The organism is Clostridium sardiniense (assembly GCF_019753795.1).
GTDB classification, from domain to species: Bacteria; Bacillota; Clostridia; order Clostridiales; family Clostridiaceae; genus Clostridium; species Clostridium sardiniense.
Map to the genome: position 1 here is coordinate 60,586 of NZ_JAIKTU010000009.1, position 26,976 is coordinate 87,561.

Consider the following 26,976-nt stretch of genomic DNA (forward strand, 5'->3'; position numbering starts at 1 on the left):
TAATTATTATAACAAAAAAGAAGACTCTAATCTTAATTTATTAGAATCTTCTTTAATAAATTTATAGTAACGCTTCTGCTTGCTCTTCAAGCAGCTTTAATTCTTTATTCTCAGTTTCTATTACAGAAAAATCGTGTATTTCTTTGAAATTATAGAAAAAGTTTGCAAATGCTATTTTCTGAGCTCTATTTATGTCAAGGTCTATTGCTATTTTATCTAAATAATCTACCTCTAAATCTCCATAATTTCCATCTACTAAAGCTAGTCCAATTAATTCAAAATATATAATTCTTTTTATTCTTTCCTTACTTTTCTTTAAAACCGCTACTATATCATCATAAGATAATATCCCAACTTTATCCTTCTCTAATCCAAGTTCCTTTACATAACCTTCTATTAATCTCTTTTCTTCTCTAGCAACTTCATTATCTACGTTTGCAAATTGATCTAATAAATTTACAAATGCTACTGCCTCTTCATTGTTAAGTTCCTTTAAAAACATCTGACACCCTCCATTTCTTTTGTTTATTATACATTAAAAAGTATCTTTTTTCACTCAACTTAATTAAACTTTAATTTTAATTTATAAAAACTTATTTTATTATAAATTAAACTATTTAAGTTATAAGATCAATTCCAAATATAATTTAAAAGACACCTTATACTTTATTTAACTTCTTATCATTTTCTTTATTTTAAAATTTTGCCACCTCTCTAAAACCAACAATAGCAAATACTCTAAATATTATTAAAGCTAATCCGTCAGTTCCTCCATGAATTATATGTACAGCTGTTCCAGTTAAAGCAGTGAATGACATAATAAAAACACTAGTTACAATTGCTGTTTTCAAATCATATACCAATACATGTAACCACTAATAAAAGATTTTCTCTCCACTATCTGCAAGAACATCGCTTAAAGTGCTATTATATAGATCAATTGAATACTTTATAAATACGAAGTAATAGCTTTGTCAATTTACGTATCTATTACTATCCTACCTAAAAAAATTATTAACTAAAACATATCCTTCTAATTTTAAAAATAACATAAAACATAAAAAGCACTTACTAATAAAGTAAGCACTTTTTCAATAAATTTTTATACTATTATTTAAATTTTTAACTTTAACGCTTAAATTATCACTTTATTTCTTTTCTAATAAATCTATATTGTCTACATTATGCATTATAAGATTCTTCTGAACTCTATATATCCTTGTTTTGATTTCATTATTATCGAATAATATAATAAGTTCATTATTTAAGCCATTATTGTTAACATAGGTGTCTATACTACTTCCTTTTACACTTATAGGAATTATGTCTCCATTACATCTTCTAAGGGTTCCTGTTATGATCCCCTCTCTTCTTAATTTCTTACACTTTATTTTTGGATCTCTTCTACTTACTTCTATCACTTAATATACACCTCCATAATTTCTTATAGTAATGTATATGCAACATAAATAAATTAATTCTTACATCAAAATTTATAAAAAAGAAACTCTAATTTAATTAGAGTTTCTTAAAAACATTTATTAATCTACTTTTAAAATTGACATGAATGCTTCTTGTGGCACTTCAACTGATCCCACTTGTCTCATTCTCTTCTTACCTTCTTTTTGCTTTTCAAGAAGTTTTCTCTTTCTTGATATATCTCCACCATAACATTTAGCAAGTACGTCTTTTCTCATAGCTTTAACAGTTTCTCTTGCTATGATTTTAGCTCCTATTGCTGCTTGTATTGGCACTTCAAAAAGTTGTCTTGGAATAATTTCTTTAAGTTTTTCAGCTATTCCTCTTCCTTTATGATAAGCTCTCTCTTTTGGTACTATCATTGAAAGAGCATCTACTACATCTCCATTTAGAAGAATATCAAGCTTACAAAGATCTGCTCTTTCATATCCTTTGAATTCATAATCTAATGATGCATATCCTCTTGTCTTTGATTTTAATGTATCAAAGAAGTCATAAACTATTTCATTTAAAGGAATATCGTAATTTATTACAGCTCTTGTTTCCTCCATATATTGCATATCAATATATGTTCCTCTTCTATCTTGACAAAGTTCCATAACAGCTCCTACATATTCAGTTGGTGTTATTATAGATGCTTTTACAACAGGTTCTTCCATATAATCAATTTCACTCATTTCTGGAAGATTAGTTGGATTTGTAATATCTAAAACTTCTCCATCAGTCTTTTTTATCTTATATATAACAGATGGTGCTGTTGTAATTATATCTAGATTAAATTCTCTCTCTATTCTTTCTTGAATTATTTCCATATGTAATAATCCTAAGAATCCACATCTAAATCCAAATCCTAATGCAACTGAACTTTCTGGTTCAAAATTTAATGCTGCATCATTTATTTGAAGTTTTTCTAATGCTTCTTTTAATTCTTCATATTTCGCTCCATCAACTGGATATATACCTGAGTAAACCATTGGAATAGCTGGCTTATATCCTGGAAGTGCTTCTTCTGTTTCTCTTCCACTCTCAGTTATTGTATCCCCAACTCTAGCGTCTTTTACATTTTTAATAGATGCTGTTATATATCCAACGTCGCCTGCTCTTAGTTCATTTGTTGGTAAGAATCCTGGAGTAAATACTCCAACTTCTGTAACATCATAAACTTTATTAGTTGCCATAAACTTTATTTTAGTTCCTCTTTTTACTATACCATCTTTAATTCTTACATAACTTACAACACCTTTATAAGTATCATAGTATGAATCGAAAACTAAGGCTTTAAGAGGTGCATCTTCATCTCCTCTTGGTGCTGGAATATCACGAACTACAGCTTCTAATACATCTTCTACATTTAATCCTGTTTTAGCTGATATCATTGGCGCTTCATCAGCTGGAATACCAATTACATCTTCAATTTCTTGCTTTACTTCATCCGCTCTTGAAGATGGAAGGTCTATCTTATTTATAACAGGACTTATCTCTAAATCATTGTCTAATGCTAAATAACAATTTGCTAATGTTTGTGCTTGTATCCCTTGTGTTGCATCAACAACTAATACTGCACCTTCACAAGCTGCTAAACTTCTTGATACTTCATATGTAAAATCTACGTGTCCTGGAGTATCTATAAGATTTAATATATATTCTTCTCCGTTCTCTCTTCTATAAATAAGTCTTGCTGCTTGAGACTTAATTGTTATTCCTCTTTCTCTTTCAATTTCCATATTATCAAGTACTTGTTCTTCCATTTCTCTTTTAGTTAAAGTACCTGTAATTTCTAATAATCTATCTGCTAATGTTGATTTACCGTGGTCTATATGCGCTACTATTGAAAAATTTCTAATAAATTTTTGTCTATCATTTTTCATATATAAAACTGCCCTTCTATGTACAAAAGCAGTTATTTCACCCCCATATATTAAAGTCAAGCTAAATTATATCACACTTTGCATAGTAAGTGTCAATAATTTATAGGTTAATATAACTGCTATTTATTATTTATTTTAAGGCATTATTTTTTCAAATAGGGCCTCTATGTCATTAATTAAATTTACTGATATATTCTTAACTGCTAAAACAGCTTTTTTCATTCCACTTATTAGATATGATTCCTCTTTTATTTTTATTCTTTTATCATTTATAGTTACTAAATATTCCCCTTCATTTTCATTATTATAAATCTTAACATTTGAATTATCTTGAATAAAACTATTAAACTCTTCCCCAAACTCTGTATTAACTATCTTTTTATTATCATCAGTGTTTCCTACTGGTGACAATGATTTAGTATTTATAATATTAATTTTTACTAATCCAATACTAGCAAATATTAAAAGAAAACTTGAAAATATTATTATTAAATACTTCTTCTTTTTCATAAAGTTTCACCTCTTTAAAAATTCCTATTTATAAAGATTTCCACTTTAAGTAAATTTATTCATTTATTCCCCATTTATATGTTCAGCAATTATTCTTGCAACATATTTACCTGATGTCATAGCTTCTTTTGATGTGTTTATATTAGCTCCAACCTCTAAAAGTATTGAATTGCTAAATATATCTTGATTAAATGAATTTATTCCCCTATCGTATGTGTACGTCTTTCTTGCAAGTCCTGGATATAATTCATTAGTTATTGCAGATAATTCTTTTTCTAACTTATCATTAGCTTTAAATTTGGAACTGCTTCTTGAATTTACATACATTATTTTAGCCATACTCTCACCATTTATACTTGTTGTAAATAGATCCTTAGTTTTTTGAGTTGCTTTTTTTAGATCAACACCATCCCTATGAATATCTATTACAAGTTTCAAAGTATCATTATATTTTTTTGCATATCCTTTTACAGTCTCTCTTGATCTATTATAACTATCATTATATGAAGTATCATGTATTGTCCTATCATGTATAACTGATATACCATACTTTTCCTCAAGTTCTTTTTCAATTACATTTCCAACGCCAACTACATTGTAATTTTGATCATTAGTTGACTTTTTTGATTCAGCATAATTTTCTCCTGAATGTGTATGATATATTAAAACTTCTGGCTTTGATTTATTAAGCTCCTTTTTAAGTTTTGGATTATATAAATTATTTTTTTCTTCCGCTGTATACTTTGATACTGCACCATCATTTAATTTAAATGGAGTGTACTCCTCTACTTGGTCGTTTTTTGCTAATTTATCATTTAATTTAAACATCGGGATTTCACTATTTACTAACTTTGCCACACTAATATCTGAAAGCCCTAAGGCTTCTAATGCTATATTTTTTAGTGATAAATTATTTTCATAATAGGCACCCTCATCATAAACTTGAGTTTCTATTAGGGGTATTGAAAAATTTAAGAGTTCTACATACGCAAGGCCACCTCTCTCATTGTTATTTTTCAATATATAGATACATCTTCCAAAAAATACAACTATGAAAATAAGTAAAATCATAATTCCTATATCCATGGAACCTGTTATTTTCTTCACTTTACTTTTTGATATCACATCTTATCCCCTCCCACTTTTAAATATATATGAGGAGATTTACATAATTATTCTTTTAGTAAATTATTTTTTCTTATTTATATATTCAGCTATTACTCTCGCAAGATATTTTGCAGTTGTCATAGATTCTTTTGATGTATTTATATTTGACCCTACTTCTATAAGAATTGAGTTGTTAAATATATCTTGATTAAGTAGATTTATTCCTCCATTCCATGTTTCAACATTTTTTATAAGACCAGGATACAAAGAATTAGTTATACTTACTAATTCTTTTTGCATTTTATCATTAGATTTAAATTTAGAGCTTCCTCTTGTATTTAAATACATTATTCTCGCCATATCTTCTCCATTTATATTAGCTGTAAAAGCTTCTTTTGTTCTACTTGTAGCTTTTTTATGATCTATACCATCTCTATGGATATCAACTACCAATTTGAAGCTGTCACCGTAATTTTTATAATATTTTTTTATAGTTTCTCTAGATCTATCATAACTATCATTATAAGAAACATCATGAGCTGTTTTATCATGTATAACTGATATACCATACTTTTCTTCAAGTTCTTTAGCTATTATACTTCCAACTCCAACTACATTAAGATTTGGATCATCACTAAAATTCTTACTCTCTGAATATCCTTCTCCTGTATGAGTATGATAAATTAGAACTTCTGGCTTCGATTTATTAAGATCCTTTTTAAGTTTTGGATTATATAGATTACTTTTTTCTTCTTCTGTATATTTTATTATTGCCCCTTGATTTAACTGAAAAGAATCATACCTTTCTACTTCATCTCTCTTTAATATCTTTTCGTTCAATTTAAATATAGGCATTTCATTCTTTATTAATTTTTCTCCACTTATATCTGAAAGTCCAACTGCTTCTAGCGCTATATTTTTTAGAGATAGATTATTCTCATAATAAGCTTCCCTATCATAAACCTGAGTCTCCACTAAAGGCAGTGAAAAATTTAAAAGCTCTACATATGCAAGTCCACCTCTCTCATTATTATTTTTCATTATATAAATACATCTTCCAAAGAATATAACTATAATTATAAGTAGTACTATAACTCCTATATCCATAGAGCTATTTATTTTTCTTCCTTTAGTTTTTGATATCACCTATTATCCCCTCCTCATTTATAAATATATATGAGGGAATTTACATAGTTATTATATGTTTTTAATTAATGAATTTATCTATATATAAATAAAAAAGATCAGAATTTAATTCTAACCTTTTTTATTTCCATATTTAATCAATACCTGCTTTTAACTCATAAACTTATTTATATCTTCCATATCTAAGTTCGGCTGTACAGCTATATTTATTCCATTTGCAATTATTCTTGAAAGGGAGTCTATTACTAAATCAACTTCCTTTGGTGTAACCATTAAATCACCTATATATGGATTTAATAATTCTTTTATAAGTACACTCTTTTCATGCTTATCTATACTTTTTATCATATTATAGAACGCTGAATCTTTTTCAGACTTACTTATAAGCTCATCTATTACTAAATCTATACTATCATTTGCAATAGTTGCAGCATCAACTACTGTTGGTACTCCAATTGCTATAACCTTTACGCCTAATGTTTCCTCATTTATTCTCATTCTATGATTTCCAACGCCAGCTCCTGGTGATATTCCTGTATCACTTATTTGAATGGTTCTATTTACCCTTTCTATTCTTCTAGATGCTAATGCATCAATACATATAACTATATCTGGTTTTATTTTATCTACAAGAGCTTTTATAACATCTCCTGTCTCTATTCCTGTAATACCTAGTACTCCAGGTGCAATAGCACAAACTGGTATTATTGAGTCATCAATAGATTCTGGCATTACATCTTTCAAATGTCTTGTTACCATTATTTTTTCTACTACCTTAGGTCCAAGGGCATCTGGAGTAACCTTCCAATTTCCAAGTCCAACTACAAGAGCTGTCTTATCCTGCTTAATATTTACTAAAGCTTTTAGTGTCTTTCCTACCGCTTGAGAGACATCATCCATAATCTCTCCATCATATACTGTATACTCTGGAATATCCACGGTTATATAATTTCCTATCGGTTTTCCTAACTTTTTTGCTCCATCCTCATTTTTTATTGTTACTTTTGTAACTTTACTATCGTTTATTATATCTTCGTCTACAATAACCCCGTCAATGTCGTTTTTATGAGCCTTGGCATAGTCTTCCTTTGCTTCAATTGCAAGGTCTGTTCTAAAGTTTAACATACTCTCACCTCTTATTTTATTATGTATTCTAAATTATTTTTCCTCTTTGTTTAAATTTAATACTTGAATATAATAAACTTCAATGCTATAATATGGTTTGTTGAATGTAAACTCGTACGCAAATTCTCTGTGAATTCTGCTATGAGGCCCTATAAAATTTAGAGGGGGTGAAAAGTAATGGCAAATATAAAATCAGCTAAGAAAAGAATTAAAGTTACTGCAACAAAAACTTTAAACAATAGAATGGTTAAATCAGCTTTAAAAACTGCTATAAAGAAGTTAGAAGCTGCTATCGCTGCTAACAACGCTGAAGAAGCTAAAGCTTTATTCGTTAAAGCTACTAAGTCTTTAGACATGGCTGCTTCAAAAGGAGTTCTACACAAGAACATGGTTGCTAGAAAGAAATCAAGACTAGCTGCAAAGTTAAATGCTATGGCATAGTAACATAAACCGACCTTGACGGTCGGTTATTTACTTTTAGTGAATTTGATTAAGAATATCTTAATTACATAAAAATACCTCACCACTAAGTGGTGAGGTATTTTTACTTTTTAACCATTGCGATATTTAAAAGGAATAATTCAAGCTCTGCTTTTTTATCTCCTGAACTACTCTTTAAATTTTTCTCTGTATTTATACAAAAAGTTAATATTTTTTCAAGCTGTCCTCTCGAAAACTTTTTACTTTGAAGGATTAATTTTTCAACAACAAATTGAGGTATTCTAAATTCTCCAATAAATTCTTGTACATTCTTACCTTTTAATAGCCCAATCTTTATATCATACAGTCTTTTAAATTGATTTTCTATGGTTGTAATTATAAGCATATGTTGATCAGCTTTAAATAAAAGTTCATTTAATATATCAAGTGCTCTTTCAATTTTTCTTTGTGATATTAAATCAACTAAATCAAATACATCGTCTTCGCTTTTATTTGGAATTAATAAATCAATATCTTTTTTACTTATCTCTCTATTCCCTGTGTAATCAACAATTTTAGAAACTTCTTTTTTAGCTATATCTAAATTCATCGGAAGCTTTTCGCAAAGATACCTAAGTTCTATTTTATTTATACTCTTATTATTTTCTTTAAACATAGAGTCAACTCTTTTATAAAAACCATCTCTCTTTAGTTTATCTATCTGAACTACAGTAGTTATTTTATCTAGCGCCATTATATTTTTATTTTTCTTTACAGTGTCTCTCTTATCACCAAATACATGATATAAAACCAATATAGTATGTTCTGGCATATCCTTTAAATATTCCTTAATACTATTATATAAACTCTTGCTTGAAGCATCTAACTTCTCTTTTAAAAATGCACATCTATAGACTATAACTACTTTCTTTTCGGCCATAAATGGAAGAGTCTCACACGCATTCATAATTTCATCAAAAGTACATTGTACTCCATCAAACTTAATAAAATTTAAATCTCTAAGCCCTTCATCAATATATGGCTTTACTAAATTCCCTACTGATTCTTTAATTAATTCTTCATCAGCACCACAAAAAACATATGAATTCTTAATTTTTTGATTTTTTATGTCCTTCTCTAATGTTTCATAATTTATCAAACTAATCACCTTTCAAATTCAATTTACTTTACTAATATATCATCACCTAATATAATAATCTCACTGGCTTCATTATCTTTGAAATTTATTATATCATATTTCACTTCCTTTTTATTCCCACCAGATACATTTAAATAATAATTACTTCCACTTACACTTAGAATATAATCTTTTCCTTCTTTTTCTAAGTAATAACTATCCGCTATATTTATTTTCTTAAAATCTTTATATCCTTTTGAAGATGCAGTTTTACTTTTCAAATCATCCATATTAGCTTTTTTATCAGAAACTACTATCCTGTCCCCCTTATAAGCTATTACTAACCCGCCCTCTTTTCTATAAGTTATCTTAGGATTTAAACTATATAAATTAATAGAAATAACGACTATATAAGCAATAGGTAATACTCTAATTTTCTTAACTCCTCTTTTATATAGATAATATGTAATTAATAAACTTATATAAAAGTAAGCATACTCCACAGTTATATTTAAAGTCTCTGGAATAAAGTTTATGAATATGTCTATTGTATCATCTAAAATATTTATTATTATATTTAATATAAAACTTAAGAAATCAAATATCTCTTGAATTCCTATCATAGCAATACATATAACTCCTATTATAAGAATTAAATTTATAATTGGAATCAAAATAATATTTCCCACTATAAACCCAATAGAAAACTCATTAAAAAATATTATAAGTAATGGTAGAGTAAATATCTGTGCTGCAAGTGATATACTTATTGTATCACCTAAAAATTCTGGTATTTTATATAGCTTTCTTCTTATTTTTTTACTATATAGTAGTATTCCTATAGTTGCACTAAAAGATAATAAAAATCCTATATTAAAAATACAGTATGGCGCCATAATAAATATTATTATAGCACTTATAGCTATACCACCTATTGGGTTATATTTTCTCTTTAATATGAATCCTAAGTTTGAGAATAAAAGCATTATAAATGCTCTAAGACTTGAAAAAGCTATTCCTGTCATAATTACATAAATAAATGTCATTACAAGAGATACCTTCTCATTTATAAGCTTCTTAAATATTAGGAATATAATACCTATATGAAGTCCAGATACGCTAAGTGCATGTATAACACCAAATCTATTCATATATTCTTCATCTTCTTTATCTAATGTACTATCTCGTCCAAATACTATAGATGTAACTAGTGAAGCTTTTCGTATACCAATATTATCAGTTAGTATCTCTTTAAACTTCTCTTTAAGTTTAGCTAATTTAGTAAATATACTTTTATTATCAACCTTAAACTCTTTAATTTTAAATTCTCCAATTATACCTTTTTCTTTGTCTATATCTCTTTTAAAGCTTCCTCTAGCTAATATTAAATCTCCCTCTCTACATCCTTTTAGGCTACCTTTTAGAATAATCTTTCTTCCATCTACTTTACCTACTCCCCCATAAGAATAATTTCTTTCAACTCTTATGGTCTCATATTCATTAATATTAAAATTATAAAAATTGTTATTTATTAAAATTCCAACAATAAATACAAATGATATAAAAACTAAAAATTCCTTTCCTTCTTTTAAAAATACCCATAAAAATAAAAGGCTAACTAAAATAATAGCTAGCCATAAATCTCTATCAAAATATCTATAATATAAACTACTAATAAGTAGTGCTATAGCTATATATAAAATAGGTAATTTCACTTTGCCTATTTCAAATAACCTCATAACCTTATCACCTCATAGATGATTATTGACAGATAATCATTTTTTATACTTTTATTTGCTTTTTGGATTAAATATAATTGCCATTAAATATCCAAAGAAAATAGATGCTGTAATTCCAGCTGCTGCACCCTTTATTCCTCCACTAAATATTCCAATTAATCCAACTTCCCTTACCTCTTTTATTACTGAAACAGCGAGGGAGTTACCAAAACCTGGTAGTGGTATTGTAGCTCCAGCTCCAGCAAATTCAACAAGTTTATCATATATTCCAAATGCTCCAAGTATAGCACCTAAGGTAACAAATAAAACTAATATTCTAGCTGGTGTAAGTTTGGTTTTATCCATAAGTATTTGAGCTATAACGCATATAAGACCACCTACAATAAATGCTTTTACATAATCCATATGACTATATTCTCCTTTCTTTAATCCATTTCAATAGCAACCGCATGAGCTATTCCTGGAATACTTTCACCTTGAAGGGATGATGTAGTGCTCATAAGAGCTCCTGTAGAAATTACTAAGGCACTCTTTATTTCTCTTCTCATCATCTTCTTATATATATATCCAGCAGTTACGACAGCAGAACATCCACATCCACTTCCACCTGAGTCAGTTCCTTGAACTTCATTATCAAATATAATATCACCGCAGTCCACATGATTTTCTCTTATATCATAACCATATTCTAATATTAATTTATCAGAAATAGTTTTACCTACTTTCCCTAAATCTCCAGTTGTTATTACGTCATAACTTTTAGGAGTTCTTCCTGTATCTTTGAAATGCTTATATAAAGTATCTACTGCAGCTGGAGCCATTGCAGCTCCCATATTATTTGCATCCATTATTCCATAGTCTTTAACAACTCCTGTTGTAACATATGTAATCTTTGGAAATTGAGTGCCTTCTTTTCCAAGTATCATTGCTCCTGAACCTGTAACTGTCCATTGAGCTGTTTTACTTCTTTGAGATCCATACTCTAATGGAAATCTAAATTGTCTCTCAGCCGCACAAAAGTGTGATGAAGTCGATGCAACAACATTATTTGCAAATCCACCATCCATAATTAAAGCTGCAAGCCCTAAAGATTCAGCCATAGTAGAACAAGCACCATAAAGTCCAAAGAATGGTATATTAAGATCTCTTGCGGCAAAACCTGAAGATATTATTTGATTTAATAAATCTCCTGCAAACATATAATCTATATCAGTTTCTTTTAAACTAGCTCTTTTTATAGCCTGGGTTATAGCTGTGTACATCATTTCACTCTCTGCCTTTTCATACGTTTCTTTTCCGCAAGTTTCATCGCTTAAAACTTCATCAAAATACTCTTTTAAAGGACCCTCGCCTTCCTTTGGACCTACTATTGAAAAAGCAGATATTATTCTTGGAGGATGTTCTAGTTTTACTGTTTGACCTCCAACTTTCTTAATCTTTTTATCCATTCTAAATCCAACTCCTTACTTTAAAAAAACAAATCTTTTATGTAATAGATTAATCCCACAATTACAGAAGTTCCAATACCATAGACTAAAACTGGACCAGCTATTGTAAATATTTTTGCAGCAACTCCTAAAACAAAGCCTTCCTTTTTAAACTCTATAGCTGGTGCAACTACTGCATTTGCAAACCCTGTTATAGGTACTACTGTACCTGCACCACCATAATTTGCAATCTTATCATATATCCCTACACCTGTTAAAAGTGCCCCTAAAAATACCATTATTATTGCTGAAATACTTGCAACTTCTTCTTTTGGAAATCCAAGTTGCAAAAATATATTTGATATTAATTGTCCTATATCACAAATTATTCCACCAACAAAAAATGCTCTAATGCAATTTCTTGTAAGTTGTGGTTTAGGCTCGCTTTCTTTGGAAAGAGTTTGGAACCTTTGTTTTACAGACTCTTCTTTAGTTTTCATTTTTTTCTTACTCAAAATTACAGCCCCTTTCTAAATTGATATAATTAGTATTTGTAAAAATTTAAATCTAACACTGGAAAATATGCTCAATTTTTGAAAATAAAAAAGAAGGATTTAAAATCCTTCTTTTTTTATTCTTTTAATTTTTCTTTCATTTTTAATAGTACCTTTTTTTCTATTCTAGAAACTTGAACTTGGCTTATTCCAAGCATTTTGGCTACTTGAACTTGTGTCTTATCCTTAAAATACCTAAGCATTATAATTTGTCTAGACTTAACATCTAGTGTTCCTATAGCTTCTTTTAGTGCTATTCTGTCAATCATAGAAGTATCATCTTCTCCCTTTTGACTGAGCTTATCTATTAAGAGCACAGGAGCACCGTCATCTTGATGAATTGTATCATATAAATACTGCATACTAGATGATGCTTCAATAGCTATAACAATTTCTTCCTTATCTATTCCAGAGTATTCGGCTAACTCATCGATTGTAGGATCCCTATTAAGGGTTTTGGTAAGCTCTTCTTTGCAGTAATGAATTTTTCTAGCTAAAGTTTTAACATTACGGCTTACCTTAATCATTCCATCATCTCTTAAAAATCTTTTGATTTCTCCAATTATCATTGGAACTGCATATGTTGAAAACTTAACATTAAATGAATCATCAAAATTCTTTATAGCTTTAACTAGCCCAATTGAGCCTATTTGATATATATCTTCATATTCATATCCCCTATTTAAAAACTTTTTACTAATAGAAGATACTAATGGAAGATTCATTTCTATCAATCTATCTAAGGCTTTTTGATTACCACTTTTAGCTAAAGGTAAAAGCTCAGAATTATCATCATAATTAAATTCCTCTCTTTTATAATTCTCAATATTCATATTATTCCCCTAACCTAATTCAGTATCAAATTTTTTCTTTATAACCACCTTTGTCCCTTTTCCCTTTTCACTATATACTTCTAAACTATCCATAAAACTTTCCATAACAGTAAAGCCCATTCCTGACCTTTCAAGGTCAGGTCTTGATGTATATAATGGTTCTTTTGCTTTTTCTATGTCTTCAATTCCTCTACCAAAGTCAGCTATAACTATCTCAATTTCATCTCCTTTTATAGATGCATCAATTCTAACCTTCCCATCCTCTCTATTCTCATATCCATGAATAATAGAATTTGTTACCCCTTCAGATACTGCAGTTTTTACATCTGTTAATTCTTCTATTGTAGGATCTAACTGTGAAACAAAGGCTGCCACTGCTACTCTTGCAAAAGCCTCATTTTGAGATTTGCTTAAGAATTCAATACTTATTTTATTATCATACATGAAAACCCCTCCATTAAACGCACCTTACTGCCTCATCTACAGTATTAAATTTTTTTATAATTTTAAATAATCCTGATAATTCAAAAACTCTATTTACACTTTTATTAACATCTGCTACACAAATATTCCCACCGTTTGACAATACCTTTTTGTATCTTCCTACAACTACTCCAATTCCTGAACTATCCATAAATGTTACGCCACTAAAGTTTAATATAACTCTTCTTATGTTATCTCTTTCTATTCTATCATCAATCTTAACTCTAACCTCTTCTGCACTATGATGATCTAACTCTCCTATTAGATGAACAATTAAAGTCTCATCACTTTTTTCAAATTTAAGATACATATAAGCTACCCTAAAGTTTGCTTTAGAGTAATTCACCTCCTAATTTATATTTTCCACTCTATTTCTTCCATATTTTAACATATATTTATATTCAAAGTCAATTATATTAGCATTTTTTATGGAAATTTTTGTTGTTAAATTAGTCATAAATAAATAGACTACTACATAATAAAAATTTTAAACCTTAAATGTAGTAGTCCTATACTTATTCTTTATATTTCTTTATTTCTTCATTTATTGATTTATAAAAGTCTTCTAACTTTTCATTATCTTCTAATATTAGAGTTTCAATAGCATCATCTAAAACATCCATCTCATATATATGGAAGTCACCTTCTCTTATAGCAGCTTCCACTTCTGGGCATAATATTAACTCATCCTTATTAGTAGATGGAATCAATACTCCTTTACCCTTATATCCTCCCATTTCTTTGCACACATTAAAGAACCCTTCTATCTTTTCATTTACTCCTCCAATAGCTTGAACTTCTCCAAATTGGTTTAAAGATCCTGTTACAGCAATATTTTGTTTAACACCTCTCTTACTTATAGATGATAACATTGCTATCATTTCAGCAACAGATGCACTATCTCCCTCAATCATTCCATAACTTTGTTCAAAACTTAAATGAAGATTTATAGGAAGTTTTTCATAAGGAGATAATATACTATACAATAATCCAGTTAGTGTTTGTATAGATTTCTCGTGTATCTTACCACTTAACTTTGATTCTTTATGAATATCTATTACACTACCATCACCCTTTAATACCAGGCAAGTTATTCTAAGTGGTTTTCCAAATCTATAAATTCCTGTATCTAGTACTGCAAGTCCATTAATATTCCCAACTACTTTCCCTTCAGTCTTAATAAATATTTTCTTTTCTTTATACATATCCATATAGTCATCCAGAATACTATCTTTCTCATATATTATATTCTCAATATATTTTTTACCTATTATATCCTCATTATCTTCCTTCGCAAGATTATCAGCTTTAACTAATATATTATCAATTTTACTTTCATCTACATTAATTCTTTCTCTACTAGAAGCTTCTCTAACTAAGAATCTTATTATAGAATTAATCCCTGCTTCTTCTATTTTCAATAATTTATTTTTTTCTGCTCTTTCAACAATGAATTTTTTTAATCCATTAATTATATTCTTAGGATTTTTAATTTCACTTTTAATTTCACACTTTAAAGGGAATAAATTTTTAAAGTCATAATCATTGCTACAAAGAATATTGTAACTTTCATAATCTCCAATTATTATCACCTTAACATTTATTGGTACAGGTTCAGGCTTAAGTCCATTTATAGATAAAAGCTCTAGATAATTTCTATTACTATCTAGGTTAAGCTTTTCTGACATAAGTGTCTTCTTTAAATAATAATAACTATTTGGATTTTGTATAAGCCTATTTAATCTAATAATTACACATCCTTCATTTGCTTCTAAAAGAGATCCTGGAGTTATAAATGAAAGATCCGTTACATAATTACCATTTTGACTTTCATATTCGATATTACCTAAGAGATTTACGATATTTGGATCATCCTCATAAATAACTCTTGGATGATCATTATTCGAATTATCCACTAATACTTCTATATTATATTTTCCTAATATCTCTTCAACTTTAGTATCTTCATCCTCTAAGTCTATACTATAATTCTCAATTAATTCTTCTTCTATGCTTTTATATAAATTTTCAAGATAATTATATACGTCATCGTCTCTTATAAATTCTAGTAATAGATCATCTCTTATATTTTCCATTCTTTCATCAATAAAATTCTTAAAAATAACCTTCAGTCTTTCAATAGATCCAACCTCTAATTCTTTAAGATCATCTAGTATAACTTCTGCTCTTTGTTTTAGTTTAGTTGCTTTTTGAAGTATTTCTTCTCTATCTTCTATATCTAGCTCATCATATTCCTTCTCTGTCATTACTTCACCTTCACTTAAAGGAATAAAAGCAAATCCCCCTGAAGTTGCTTTTACATCAAATCCATCTACTTTTGCAACTTCTACAAGTTCACTTATATATTTATTCCTTTTAAGATGAATATTTTCTACTATATCGTCTTTTTCCTCGTCTGAAGATGTATTAAAAAATTCTAAAAAGCTTATTGTATATTCTTCTTTTAATTCTTTGATTTCCTTTTTAAGCTCTTTTCCTCTTCCATTAGAAATAAATATAGGAAAAGGTTTCTTTCTATCTTTCAGAGTTGCATAGCATATATCTGAAGGAGGTTCTAAGGATTTATATTCATTATCTATGAAATTAACTAACCCATCTATTTTGTCGTTTGAAAATGAGTCTATCATATATAAGTTATACCCAGCCCTCTTTATATTAATAGCTCTCTTTATTTCCTTATAAGGAGTGCTTATCTCTGGAATTTCTTTAAAGTTTATTTCCTCGTCTTCACTAATATATTCCACATCATAAATTATTTCACTTTGAGTTAATTCTTTCTTCATATAATGCTTTTCCCAAATTTACTCTTAAAAAGTAAACTCAGCTAATTCCTCCTTACCTTTATAGTTGTATATTATATTAATATTCTATTTATTGGATTTTAGATATAGTTTTTTTCATTTAATGCAAATAAGTTTAATTATTTCTAATAAGTAACTATTTAAATCAAAAAAATACCTAAGGAGATTAATCTCCTTAGGTATTTTAAAGTATTTTCAATTAGTAATTACTATTTGACACTTTACCTTCACATATTTCAATTGAAGCTGAAGCTCCTATTCTTGTAGCTCCATTCTCTATCATACTCTCAGCATCTTCTAATGACCTAACTCCACCTGAAGCTTTAACTCCAAGTTCTGGTCCTACAGTTTCTCTCATAAGCTTAATATCTTCCTTTGTAGCCCCACCTGTTGAGAATCCAGTTGAAGTTTTTACAAAATCTGCTCCTGCTTCTTTTGCAAGTTTACAAGCTATAACCTTTTCTTCATCTGTTAATAAACAAGTTTCAATTATAACCTTTGTTAAAGCCTTTCCTTTTGCAGCTTCTACAACTGCCTTTATATCTTCTTTTACAAAATCGTAATCTTTATCTTTAAGTCTTCCGATATTTATAACCATATCAACTTCAGTTGCACCATTTTCTATAGCATCTTTAGTTTCAAATACTTTTACATTCGTTGTTGTGGCTCCTAAAGGGAATCCTATAACCGTACAAACTTTAACTTCACTATCTTTTAATATTTCATATGCTTCCTTAACTCTTGTAGGATTTACGCATACTGACGCAAATGTATATTCTAATGCTTCTTCACATAATTTTTTAACCCCTTCACTTGTTGCTTCTGGTTTTAAAATAGTGTGATCTATCATTCTTGCTAATTCATTTTTGCTCATCATTTGCACTCCTTTACATAATTATTCTTTAAGGTGATTATAGAACTTTTTCTTCAGTTTTGTCAAATATTATTATCTTAAATTATCTATTTTACGACATACTAAAACAATGAAATTTGCTCTTCTAAACTCTCTTTAAATGAAGATACACTAAGTCCTATAAGTCTTATATCTTCTAAGAACTCTTCTTCATTTAGAATTTCATTAGCTATTCTTAGTATATCTTCTTCCATATTTATATAATCATTTAACGTTCTACTTCTTGTATGATTTTCAAAGGAACTAGTTTTATATTTTATTGTTATAGTTTTTATTGATTTATCTTTCTCTTTTAGAAGATGTGCTATATTTTTTGAGAATTCTTTTAAATATTTTAATAGTTCATCTTTATCTTTTGTATCTCTTTTAAGAGTTCTTTCTTTTCCCATAGATTTTCTATCTCTTACTACTTTAACCTCCCTTTTATCTATACCTCTTATTCTTTCATATACTTCTATTCCTTGTTTTCCTAAGTATTCATATAAAAATTCCTTAGATACTAAATATAAATCTTCTATATTAAAAAATCCCATATTATTTAGTTTAGATACAGACTTAGCTCCAAGTCCATATATCTTTGATATAGGAAGTTTTAACAAAACCTTTGGTATCATTTCTTTGGTTATTTCCATAATTCCATTTGGCTTATTCCAATCCGATGCAAGCTTTGCTAAAAATTTATTATAAGAAATACCTATAGATAAAGTTAATCCTAGTTCTTTAAAAACTCTTTTTTTTATATATAATGCGGCTTCCCTACCATCTTTAATATTTCCTTCTGATAAATCTAAGTAAGCCTCATCAATTGAAAGAGGTTCAACTAGTGGTGTTACTTCTTTAAATATTTCAAATACTCTATTTGATACCTCTTTATATCTCCAATATCTTACATTAACAAAAATCCCATTTGGGCATTTTTGTCTTGCTATAAAGATTGGCATAGCAGAATGCACACCGTATTTTCTTGCTTCATAAGAGCAGGTTGAAACTACTCCTCTTTCACTAACTCCACCAACTATAACTGGCTTACCTCTAAGTTCTTTATTATCCTTTTGCTCAACTGATGCAAAAAAAGCATCCATATCAACGTGTAAAATTACCTTTTCCATTAGATTTATTCCATCTATTACGCTAAAACCTCCTCAAATAGCCCTTGCTTTTTGCTGACAAGAAAGGAATATATGGCGAAGCATAATAATTCCTCTAAATACTCATTTGAGAAGGAGCTACTGTTCCTTTCATAAATTTCAACTATAACTATAGCAATTAATGTTCTAAATGTCTTATCCATATAAAAAGCGTATTCTCCCTCTTCTTCACAAAGACATTCTGTAACTTCTTTAACTTTATTTAAATACTCATAAATCTCTTCATCTCTTGCAACTACACCTATTAAGGGCAAAACCTCATCTCCAATTCTCATATCTTTATCATTGAAAGCCTTAATAAATTCTTTTATTTCATAAGGTGCTGATGCACTACTATTTAAAAGTAAACTACTAGCTATTCCTTGCAAGTCATTTTTTGAATAATAATCTAAGTCTGATAAGTAATTAAACATACTATCGATGTACTTACTAGTGTCTTCTATATCAGATTTATCTTTATTGCCCTTAATTGCAAGAAGTGCAAATACTAGATAATCTTCCTCGTCTATAAATCCCTCATATTGATTTTTTAAAGATTTATATATCATTTTCATATCATTAATTATAGCTTCTTCTTCACCTATCTTTGCATGCTTAGCTAGAGCATATGATGATAGAACTAAAAAATTCCCATCCTTGAAATCGTTATCTTTCAAATATTCATTCATTTCCATAACTCTATTTGAAAATTCAATATAATTATTTTCTTTACTTATTAGAATAGATATCATATATAGAATGTCACCTCTAAAACTTGACATTTTATTTGTATTTGATTTTATATATTTTCTAATCTCTTTTATTCTATCTATATTGATATTTTCATCTTCACCAAATATTAATGATGCAAAATGATTTATATATTCCCCATCAAATCTTAATTTATGTTTTGCTAACTTATAATTTTCTATTACTCTATTTGTAATTGTATATAACAGGTTATTCATAATATCCCTCTCCCTTTAAAATACTGCTTAACTATATTATATATCATTTTATAAACTAATCTCTTAAATATTAGTTACAATATTTTCTTTTTTATTATACTATTTATTTATGACAATAGTATGGCTAAATAATATATTTCCTTTTATTTGTAATTAATTATATTATTTATCTTTTTCACGCAAAAAGACTAATTCAAAAAAATCGAATTAGTCATTTTTATATTATTTTTTCTTTTCTACTCTCTTAGTCATAGTTTTAGTAAAGCTTCCTCTAACCATAAGCTCTTCTTTATTACATACTATAATATTTGATTCTTTAGTTAATGTTATTGCCTTTTTAGAACAAAAATCACTACACATTCCACAGAAAGTGCAGCTAGCTAAATCAAATATTAGAGTTATCTCTTGTGTGTTCTCATCTATTTTCTTCGTAGTTTTTGTTATAGCACATGGAGCACAAACCCTTGTGCATAAGCCACACCCTATACACTTTTCACTATCAAATTTAATTTTCCCTCGATACCCTTCTGGATTACTTTGATCTAATTCTTTATTTGTACTAGATGCTTTAAATAAATTTTTAAATGCTTCTCTAAAAAAAGGAACCTTCATTTTAAGTCACGCTCCTTTTTTTAATTAATATATCTATGGCTTTTTTTAAGCCTTCAATTATAGCCTCAGGCTTAGGTGCACATCCACCAACTGAAACATCTACATCTACCCATTTATCTAAAGGTCCCTCAACAGAATAGCTTCCCTTAAATACATTACAAGACATAGGGCATGACCCTAAAGACATAATAACCTTAGGCTCTGGAACTTGTGATATTACTCTTAGCATTCTCTCTTTTGACTGTGATGTAATTGGTCCCGTTACTACAATTATATCTGCATGTCTTGGAGTTCCGGCCAGCTTTGCACCATATCTTTCAATGTCATACCTTGGTCCTAAAAGAGCAACTAATTCAATATCACATCCATTACATGATCCAGTATTTATATGGTATATCCAAGGTGATTTTTCCATTCCTCTTTTTAGAATTTCCATATCTTCCTCCTAAAAATAGCTAACTAATATTAAACTGATTAATGATAAAATTGTTGGGATTGTCCAATAAAACTTTAATGCTTGATTTATTTTTAGCCTACCAAATACAGTTCTTACAACCGTTATAGAAAAAAACATAACTATACAAGTTAAAATTATAAATATAATAATATTAACAACTTTATAATTGCTAATATTTCCACCTAAAAACAATGATACAAATAAAGATGACATAATAAAGCCTTTTATAGATTGAGTTAACTTTAAAATGGCTAAATATCTTCCTGAATACTCTACTAATGGTCCTTCACATATTTCTGTTTCGCCTTCTGCAATATCAAATGGAATTACACCAGTTTCTCCTGGAATTATCATAAGAAATGCTAAAGCTGCTGGTAGTAATTTTAGTGTAAACATAAAGCTTCCTTGATTTATCTGCGCAAGAGATATACTATTCATTAAAAAATTATTATTTATCCCTAATATCTCACCTGAAAAAATACATACTGAAATAATAGATATAACCATAGGTAATTCTAGGCTTAAAAGAAGTACTGCTTCTCTGGATGCACCTATATTTCCAAAGGTTGATGATGAATTTATTCCACATACAATTAATGCAATTACTGAAATAGTAATTAAATATATTATAAAAATAATGTCTCCATTAAAACTTATATAGATATTATTAAAGATAGGAATAAGTAATGGTATAATACAAACACTAACCAATCCAACTATCGGCATTACTAAAAATATTTTTTTATTTGAATATTTAGGTATTATTACTTCTTTTCCAATAAGCTTTAAAATATCATAAAAGGACTGTAATATAGGTGGTCCAATTCTTCTTTGCATTCTTGCTACTAATTTTCTATCAATTCCAGAAATTAATAAAGATATGCATATTATGAATATTCCCCCTGGAAATATAAATGCATGAAATAGTAATTTAAAAAATTCCACTTTCTCACCTCTTCTACATAAACATAAAAGAATATACAAGCATAAAGCTTAATGTCAAAACTACCCAAAGAGCATAATCATTTACACACCCACTATGAGCATCCCTTATTATATTAAAGTATTCCTTAAATTCGTATTTCATTCCCCAAAATATATCGTGTGACCCTAATTTAGAATTGTAATCTACTTCCCCTCCAACAAAAGGTTCAAATTTACTATTTTCTATATTTTCATGCACTATGCTTACTCTAGTATTTTTAATATTAAGAAGTACTATAAATGCTAGTATCAATATGAAAAATAGAATTAAAAATAAACTAGGATTATATGGAGAAATATAATCTAAAAATACAGCTCTGACTCTTATACTCTCTATAATCTTGTTTATAAAATTTTTAATAATATTATCAGAGAACAAACCTAATAATAAACAGCATGCCGCAAGAAGTCCCATTGGTACTTTCATTGAAAAAGGTACTTCTTTAACTTTAAGTATACTTTTTGAAGGTGTACCCATAAAAACTGTATAGAACACTTTAATAAATGAAGCTAAAGTCATAACTGAAACAATAAGACATGCTATTGTTACTATTGGCATTCCAATATTATAAGTTGAATAATAAATAAGCCATTTAGAACTAAACCCATTAAATGGTGGTATTCCACTAATAGCTAAGGCTCCTACTATAAATACTCCCATAGTAAATGGCATCTTTTTTCCTATACCAGAGACCTTATCTAAATTAGTTGTGCCAGTTCTATAAAGAATTGCACCAGCACATAAAAATAATAAACATTTAAAACTTGCATGATTTATCATATGGAACAATGATGATGCAAGTCCAATGTCTCCTCTCCAATCATTCGCAAATAAAGCCACACCAATTCCAATTATTATATATCCTATTTGCGATACAGAATGGAATGCCAAGAGTCTTTTGAAATCACTTTGAAGTAATGCCATAGTTACTCCAAGTATCATTGTTATAATTCCCCATGCTATTATTAAATAGGCTATCGCATTATTTGTAGTAAAAGAAAATATTAAAAATAAAATTCTAATTACTCCATAAACTCCTGTTTTACTCATAACTCCTGATAATAACATTGAAATTGAAGATGGTGCAGACATATGAGCATCCGGTGGCCAAGTATGACAAGGTACCATAAAAGCTTTAACTGCATATCCCACAATAAGCATAACAAAAGCTAATATACTTACTTTGCTATATACTCCTCCATTTTGTGATAACTTACTAGATATATCTAGTATATTTAGGGTATGCGTCTCCATATATAGAAGAACAGTTCCAAGAAGTATAAAAGATGACCCAAGTCCTCCAATAACCACATATTTAAAACTTGCCTCAAGAGCTTTTCCTTTATGGTTTCTAAATGCAGTTAATGATATAGCAGCTATTGTCATAATCTCTAACATTACATACATATTAAATAAGTCACCAGTAAATACAAAGCCAATCATACTACCTGTTAGTAGCATTGATAACATATAATATTTAGATAATCCATTATCCTCTTCCATATATCGTATAGAATAAATGGATGATATAAGACAAGCTCCAGTAATTATTATTCCAACAAATAAAGAGAGGGCATCTACTCTTAATGCTATTCCAATAGATGCTCCATCTATTGGTTCCCATCCTCCCATCCAATACTCTAATATCTTATTTTCTATAAAAATTGGCTTTATCATAAGTAAAGTAGTTATAAACGATAAAAGAGATGCAAAAATTGAAATTACTCTTTTTATTTGTATATTTTTTTCTTTAATGAGCCCAATTATAAATGCAGCAATAAACGGAATCATTATAGATATAACTGGTAAATTAGAACTGGTACTCATCCTCTAAGCCTCCTAACCTCATCTGCATTAATAGAATTATAGTACTTCTTAATTTTCATAACTATTGCAAGAGAAAGAGTAGTTACACATGCTCCTATAACAATTGATGTAAGAGTTAGTGCCTGAGGTATAGGATCAACAAATACACTATTATCTTTCACTCCATTTAAAAATATTGGTGCTGTTCCATTAATTCTATATCCAACACTTATTAGTATTAAGTTTATTCCATAATCTAATAATCCCATTCCAATAACTATTTTTATTAGGTTCTTTTTTGAAATAATGATTACTAATCCAAGGACTATAAGAAAAAATCCGCCTAGATAATTAATAGTCATCCCTCTCCTCCTCTCCTTTTAATGATGAAATAACAACAAGTATTAAAACAGATATTCCAGCTAAAACTTTATATCCAACTGCAAAGTTCATAAAAAATACAGTTCCTGATGAGAATATATTTCCAACATTCCCCTTGCTTAATATATTTGAAAAGAATGATACTCCATAAATTACTCCAAGAGATGCAATAAAAATAAATGTTAAGGCTCCAAACTCCTCCATTCTACTAAGTCTTTTGCTATTAAACATTTTTAATGTTTTTTCTCTTCCATATGCTACATAATATATAGACACAGCACTTGCAATTATTACTCCTCCTTGAAATCCTCCACCAGGGCTTAAATGCCCATGTAGTATTATATAAATCCCAAGTAGCAATGCTAAAGGTAATATTATACTTCCACATATTTTAACAATTATATCCTTTTCTTTACCTTCCATTAGATTCATCTCCTTTTTTCAAAGCTTTTCTAAGAACTGCTGTTGTTCCGCAAATTGCAGTAAAAAGTACAAAGGATTCACCTAAGGTATCATATCCTCTAAAATCAAATACTGTTGCAGTAACAGTATTTATAGCGCCTGTTTTCTCAATTGTATTTTTAACTATAGTTTCTCCAGTTCCATCATATGTTGATCCCATCCCCTGCATCTCAATAGCTACTGATAAAAAACTAAGAGATATTATAATAATAGAAATCTTAACTATAATTTTTTTCATTTTTTCTCTTCCCCTCTTACTTTTTTAAGAGTTACAATGAAAATTAAAGGAGTTATCACAGCTCCAACTGCACCTTCAGCTATAGCAACATCAGGTGCTCCTAATATTAAAAATTCAAGAGCCATAAACGCTCCAAGAACAGCCATTGCAATAATACATGGAAGTAAATCATCCAGTAAATAAACTACTATTCCAGCTATAATTATTCCAATCATAATTATAAAATTTAGCAAACTAAACCAATTCATAATACTACTTCCTTCCACCATATTCGTCACATATAGTTTCATCACATAACTTAGCTTCCTTTTTATAAGCAGCTCTTGTCATTGCATGAGATGCAACTGGATTAGTAATTAGTAAAAATATTGTTATTATAATACACTTCATGCCAAGAGAAATATCATTATTTGAAAATCCATATATTGAACAAGCAATTAAAATTGACATAGCTCCTAATGTAGATATATTAGTTGAAGCCTGTAATCTACAAAATACATCTTTAAATTTAAATATCCCAATAACTCCTGCTATAATGAAAAACATACCAATTATAATCAATGCACCAATTATAAAATTTATAATCATAATTTTCCCTCCAGATATTTGCATATCAAAACTGTTCCTACAAATCCTAATAGAGTTAATACAAGCCCTAAATCTACAAACAATGCTCTTTCTTCTTTCGCTCCATATACTACCATTAATACTCCAAGTATTATATCTATACAGTCAGCACACATTACCCTATCTATAATTGTTGGCCCTTTAAAAACCTTATATAAAAGAAAAACTGCTAATAAGCCTAACAATATTTGAACTATAATCATTATGGAATCTATCAACTTAAAAACCTCCTAATATTGTTCTCTAGCTTATTTTTAATACCATTTATAACACCTTGTTTATCTTTTACATCAATACAATGTATATAAAGGTTAGTTTTTAAATCTTCCTCATATATATCCATAGTTATTGTTCCTGGTGTCAATGTAATAGAATTTGATAATATATATAGTCCCATATCTGACTCTAAATCTGTCTTATATTTAATTATTCCTGGAGATACATCTATATCTTTAGATAATGCTTTTTTAGCTACATCTATATTTGCATAAATAAGTTCTAACAAATAAATTGGTATAAACCTAATTATTCCAATTAATGCTCCTTTTTTCCTAAATTTAAAAGAAATATTTTCTAGTAAGTACAACGATGTTAAAGCACTGACTAAAAAAGATATTACTAATCCAACTACTATTTCTGTTACATTTATTGATGTCAAAGTGAAATCTTGAAGAGTAAACCCAATCCAAAATATAAATAAAATAATCCAAACCGGTATTATTTTTCTTAATTTCCTCATAAACATCCTCCTAAGATTTATTTCTTTTACTTAAAATCCATTCCTTTACTTCACTTAAGCATCCATCGATTTTAGAGTTAACTGCAAAAGTTCTTATCTTTCCATTTCTTTTTATTGCATCATCAAAAACCTTGCTATAACTAAATTCAAAATAATCTTTTAAATCACTCTTTGTTATTATCAATCCATCTGAGTTTGCAAACATCAATGGATACTTTTCAACTTTATCATCACCTTCTGGAACAGATAATAAAGCTATTTTTAAATGCTCTCCTATATTAAATTCAGCTGGACAAACTAAGTTCCCAATATTTTCTACTATAATTAAATCTAATGATTTTAAATCGAAGCTTGGTAATATATTCTTAATTGATTCTGCTTCAATATGGCATGCACCATCTGTATTTAATTGAACAACTTCAATACCTTCTTTTGCTATTTTTTCCGCATCTATTTTTCCTGCGATATCTCCCTCTATCACGCCAACTTTTAGTCCTTCTCTTTTAAATTCTCTTATAAGATTTAATATAAATGTAGTCTTTCCAGCACCAGGAGACCCCATAACATTTATCATAGTAACTTTATTGTTATCTAACTTATTATTTAATTCACTGTGACACTCTTCATTCCAATCCATTATTTGCTTTACTATTTTTATTTCCATTTAATCCACCTCAATACTTTCTAAATAAAATTCCTTACCATTTAATATCTTAAAATTTCTCCCATTACAATTGGGACATAAATACTCTCTCTTCTCCATTACTCCTTCATATTTACAATCTAGGCAATTTATCTTAAGGTTTATCTTTTTTATATTTATTACAGCATCTTCTGCAATTGTACCTTTACTTATAATATTAAAATAATAATTTATACAATCTGGAACTAGCCCTGTTATTTCTCCAACACATAAATTTATTTTATTTATCTTCTTAAAATTACCTACAGCTGCTTCATTCTCACAGATATTTAATATACTTTTAGTTACCGAAAGCTCATGCATATAT

At 28.5% G+C, this 26,976-nt stretch carries 34 protein-coding genes; 1 reads left to right on the plus strand and 33 read right to left on the minus strand.

What is annotated here, in order from left to right:
* Positions 1-61 precede the first annotated feature (61 nt).
* The 8 genes from K5V21_RS11795 to gpr all read right to left on the minus strand — a co-directional run bounded on the left by K5V21_RS11795 (position 62) and on the right by gpr (position 7,235).
* Complete coding sequence (locus tag K5V21_RS11795; protein WP_221861417.1) at positions 62-502, minus strand: hypothetical protein; 441 nt, start codon at positions 500-502, stop codon at positions 62-64.
* A gap of 193 nt (positions 503-695) precedes the next feature.
* Positions 696-863, minus strand: coding sequence for a hypothetical protein (locus K5V21_RS11800; RefSeq protein ID WP_221861418.1), 168 nt, complete (start codon positions 861-863; stop codon positions 696-698).
* 285 nt (positions 864-1,148) lie between these two features.
* Positions 1,149-1,421, minus strand: a complete 273-nt coding sequence (locus K5V21_RS11805; protein ID WP_204593755.1) for a hypothetical protein — start codon at positions 1,419-1,421, stop codon at positions 1,149-1,151.
* Positions 1,422-1,541: 120 nt separating this feature from the next.
* A complete protein-coding gene (gene lepA, locus K5V21_RS11810) occupies positions 1,542-3,347 on the minus strand; it encodes a translation elongation factor 4 (protein WP_221861419.1) in 1,806 nt (601 codons plus the stop codon).
* Between the two features lie 135 nt (positions 3,348-3,482).
* Positions 3,483-3,857 carry a hypothetical protein gene (locus tag K5V21_RS11815; protein ID WP_221861420.1) on the minus strand — a complete coding sequence of 125 codons (375 nt, stop codon included), beginning with the start codon at positions 3,855-3,857 and terminating at the stop codon, positions 3,483-3,485.
* A 63-nt stretch (positions 3,858-3,920) separates the two neighbouring features.
* Positions 3,921-4,982, minus strand: a complete 1,062-nt coding sequence (locus tag K5V21_RS11820) for a stage II sporulation protein P (protein WP_221861421.1) — start codon at positions 4,980-4,982, stop codon at positions 3,921-3,923.
* A gap of 63 nt (positions 4,983-5,045) precedes the next feature.
* Complete coding sequence (locus tag K5V21_RS11825; protein WP_221861422.1) at positions 5,046-6,110, minus strand: stage II sporulation protein P; 1,065 nt, start codon at positions 6,108-6,110, stop codon at positions 5,046-5,048.
* Between the two features lie 150 nt (positions 6,111-6,260).
* The gene (gpr, locus tag K5V21_RS11830) at positions 6,261-7,235 is read right to left on the minus strand and encodes a GPR endopeptidase (RefSeq protein WP_221861423.1); all 975 of its coding nucleotides are present in this window, start codon (positions 7,233-7,235) and stop codon (positions 6,261-6,263) included.
* A 177-nt stretch (positions 7,236-7,412) separates the two neighbouring features.
* Here gpr and rpsT point away from each other — a divergent pair, with 177 nt between their 5' ends.
* Entirely contained in the window at positions 7,413-7,676 is a 264-nt protein-coding gene (rpsT, locus tag K5V21_RS11835; RefSeq protein ID WP_204593749.1) for a 30S ribosomal protein S20, read from the plus strand.
* A gap of 103 nt (positions 7,677-7,779) precedes the next feature.
* Here rpsT and holA read toward each other — a convergent pair whose 3' ends face one another.
* The 25 genes from holA to hypA form a co-directional block, all read right to left on the minus strand.
* Positions 7,780-8,814 carry a DNA polymerase III subunit delta gene (gene holA / locus K5V21_RS11840; RefSeq protein ID WP_221861424.1) on the minus strand — a complete coding sequence of 345 codons (1,035 nt, stop codon included), beginning with the start codon at positions 8,812-8,814 and terminating at the stop codon, positions 7,780-7,782.
* A 23-nt stretch (positions 8,815-8,837) separates the two neighbouring features.
* Positions 8,838-10,532: a ComEC/Rec2 family competence protein gene (locus K5V21_RS11845; protein ID WP_221861425.1), complete on the minus strand. Its 1,695-nt coding sequence runs from the start codon at positions 10,530-10,532 to the stop codon at positions 8,838-8,840.
* 51 nt (positions 10,533-10,583) lie between these two features.
* Positions 10,584-10,937, minus strand: a complete 354-nt coding sequence (gene spoVAE / locus K5V21_RS11850) for a stage V sporulation protein AE (RefSeq protein WP_204593746.1) — start codon at positions 10,935-10,937, stop codon at positions 10,584-10,586.
* Between the two features lie 20 nt (positions 10,938-10,957).
* Positions 10,958-11,980, minus strand: coding sequence for a stage V sporulation protein AD (gene spoVAD / locus K5V21_RS11855; protein ID WP_204593745.1), 1,023 nt, complete (start codon positions 11,978-11,980; stop codon positions 10,958-10,960).
* 20 nt (positions 11,981-12,000) lie between these two features.
* Positions 12,001-12,459 (minus strand): stage V sporulation protein AC, encoded by a 459-nt coding sequence (spoVAC, locus tag K5V21_RS11860; protein ID WP_204593831.1) that lies wholly within the window; start codon positions 12,457-12,459, stop codon positions 12,001-12,003.
* Positions 12,460-12,590: 131 nt separating this feature from the next.
* Positions 12,591-13,346 (minus strand): RNA polymerase sporulation sigma factor SigF, encoded by a 756-nt coding sequence (sigF, locus tag K5V21_RS11865; RefSeq protein ID WP_204593744.1) that lies wholly within the window; start codon positions 13,344-13,346, stop codon positions 12,591-12,593.
* 9 nt (positions 13,347-13,355) lie between these two features.
* Positions 13,356-13,790 (minus strand): anti-sigma F factor, encoded by a 435-nt coding sequence (gene spoIIAB / locus K5V21_RS11870; RefSeq protein ID WP_204593743.1) that lies wholly within the window; start codon positions 13,788-13,790, stop codon positions 13,356-13,358.
* A 13-nt stretch (positions 13,791-13,803) separates the two neighbouring features.
* Positions 13,804-14,139 (minus strand): anti-sigma F factor antagonist, encoded by a 336-nt coding sequence (gene spoIIAA / locus K5V21_RS11875; protein ID WP_221861426.1) that lies wholly within the window; start codon positions 14,137-14,139, stop codon positions 13,804-13,806.
* Positions 14,140-14,344: 205 nt separating this feature from the next.
* The gene (locus tag K5V21_RS11880) at positions 14,345-16,633 is read right to left on the minus strand and encodes an AAA family ATPase (RefSeq protein ID WP_221861427.1); all 2,289 of its coding nucleotides are present in this window, start codon (positions 16,631-16,633) and stop codon (positions 14,345-14,347) included.
* 217 nt (positions 16,634-16,850) lie between these two features.
* Positions 16,851-17,525: a deoxyribose-phosphate aldolase gene (gene deoC / locus K5V21_RS11885; RefSeq protein ID WP_204593740.1), complete on the minus strand. Its 675-nt coding sequence runs from the start codon at positions 17,523-17,525 to the stop codon at positions 16,851-16,853.
* 101 nt (positions 17,526-17,626) lie between these two features.
* Positions 17,627-18,673: a DNA polymerase IV gene (locus tag K5V21_RS11890; protein ID WP_221861428.1), complete on the minus strand. Its 1,047-nt coding sequence runs from the start codon at positions 18,671-18,673 to the stop codon at positions 17,627-17,629.
* Positions 18,674-18,690: 17 nt separating this feature from the next.
* Complete coding sequence (locus K5V21_RS11895) at positions 18,691-19,659, minus strand: DUF4003 family protein (protein WP_204593738.1); 969 nt, start codon at positions 19,657-19,659, stop codon at positions 18,691-18,693.
* 222 nt (positions 19,660-19,881) lie between these two features.
* On the minus strand, positions 19,882-20,271 hold the full coding sequence (locus K5V21_RS11900; RefSeq protein WP_221861429.1) for a 4Fe-4S dicluster domain-containing protein: 390 nt from the start codon (positions 20,269-20,271) through the stop codon (positions 19,882-19,884).
* Between the two features lies 1 nt (position 20,272).
* Positions 20,273-20,707 carry an NADH-quinone oxidoreductase subunit B family protein gene (locus K5V21_RS11905; RefSeq protein WP_221861430.1) on the minus strand — a complete coding sequence of 145 codons (435 nt, stop codon included), beginning with the start codon at positions 20,705-20,707 and terminating at the stop codon, positions 20,273-20,275.
* 9 nt (positions 20,708-20,716) lie between these two features.
* Entirely contained in the window at positions 20,717-21,673 is a 957-nt protein-coding gene (locus K5V21_RS11910) for a respiratory chain complex I subunit 1 family protein (RefSeq protein WP_221861431.1), read from the minus strand.
* Between the two features lie 13 nt (positions 21,674-21,686).
* The gene (locus tag K5V21_RS11915; protein WP_221861432.1) at positions 21,687-23,540 is read right to left on the minus strand and encodes a complex I subunit 5 family protein; all 1,854 of its coding nucleotides are present in this window, start codon (positions 23,538-23,540) and stop codon (positions 21,687-21,689) included.
* Positions 23,537-23,881, minus strand: coding sequence for a sodium:proton antiporter (locus K5V21_RS11920; protein WP_221861433.1), 345 nt, complete (start codon positions 23,879-23,881; stop codon positions 23,537-23,539). The genes K5V21_RS11915 and K5V21_RS11920 overlap by 4 nt, the downstream gene beginning before the upstream one ends.
* Positions 23,871-24,323 carry an MnhB domain-containing protein gene (locus K5V21_RS11925; protein WP_204593732.1) on the minus strand — a complete coding sequence of 151 codons (453 nt, stop codon included), beginning with the start codon at positions 24,321-24,323 and terminating at the stop codon, positions 23,871-23,873. The genes K5V21_RS11920 and K5V21_RS11925 overlap by 11 nt, the downstream gene beginning before the upstream one ends.
* The gene (mbhE, locus tag K5V21_RS11930) at positions 24,313-24,600 is read right to left on the minus strand and encodes a hydrogen gas-evolving membrane-bound hydrogenase subunit E (protein WP_204593731.1); all 288 of its coding nucleotides are present in this window, start codon (positions 24,598-24,600) and stop codon (positions 24,313-24,315) included. Before mbhE ends, K5V21_RS11925 begins: the two co-directional genes overlap by 11 nt.
* Positions 24,597-24,848 (minus strand): Na(+)/H(+) antiporter subunit B, encoded by a 252-nt coding sequence (locus K5V21_RS11935; protein ID WP_221861434.1) that lies wholly within the window; start codon positions 24,846-24,848, stop codon positions 24,597-24,599. Before K5V21_RS11935 ends, mbhE begins: the two co-directional genes overlap by 4 nt.
* Before the next feature lie 4 nt (positions 24,849-24,852).
* Positions 24,853-25,188 carry a monovalent cation/H(+) antiporter subunit G gene (gene mnhG / locus K5V21_RS11940; protein WP_221861435.1) on the minus strand — a complete coding sequence of 112 codons (336 nt, stop codon included), beginning with the start codon at positions 25,186-25,188 and terminating at the stop codon, positions 24,853-24,855.
* On the minus strand, positions 25,185-25,445 hold the full coding sequence (locus tag K5V21_RS11945) for a monovalent cation/H+ antiporter complex subunit F (RefSeq protein WP_245000708.1): 261 nt from the start codon (positions 25,443-25,445) through the stop codon (positions 25,185-25,187). The genes mnhG and K5V21_RS11945 overlap by 4 nt, the downstream gene beginning before the upstream one ends.
* Positions 25,442-25,966, minus strand: a complete 525-nt coding sequence (locus K5V21_RS11950) for a Na+/H+ antiporter subunit E (protein WP_204593728.1) — start codon at positions 25,964-25,966, stop codon at positions 25,442-25,444. Before K5V21_RS11950 ends, K5V21_RS11945 begins: the two co-directional genes overlap by 4 nt.
* 10 nt (positions 25,967-25,976) lie before the next feature.
* On the minus strand, positions 25,977-26,630 hold the full coding sequence (gene hypB / locus K5V21_RS11955; protein WP_221861436.1) for a hydrogenase nickel incorporation protein HypB: 654 nt from the start codon (positions 26,628-26,630) through the stop codon (positions 25,977-25,979).
* Complete coding sequence (gene hypA, locus K5V21_RS11960) at positions 26,631-26,972, minus strand: hydrogenase maturation nickel metallochaperone HypA (RefSeq protein ID WP_221861437.1); 342 nt, start codon at positions 26,970-26,972, stop codon at positions 26,631-26,633.
* Positions 26,973-26,976 lie beyond the last annotated feature (4 nt).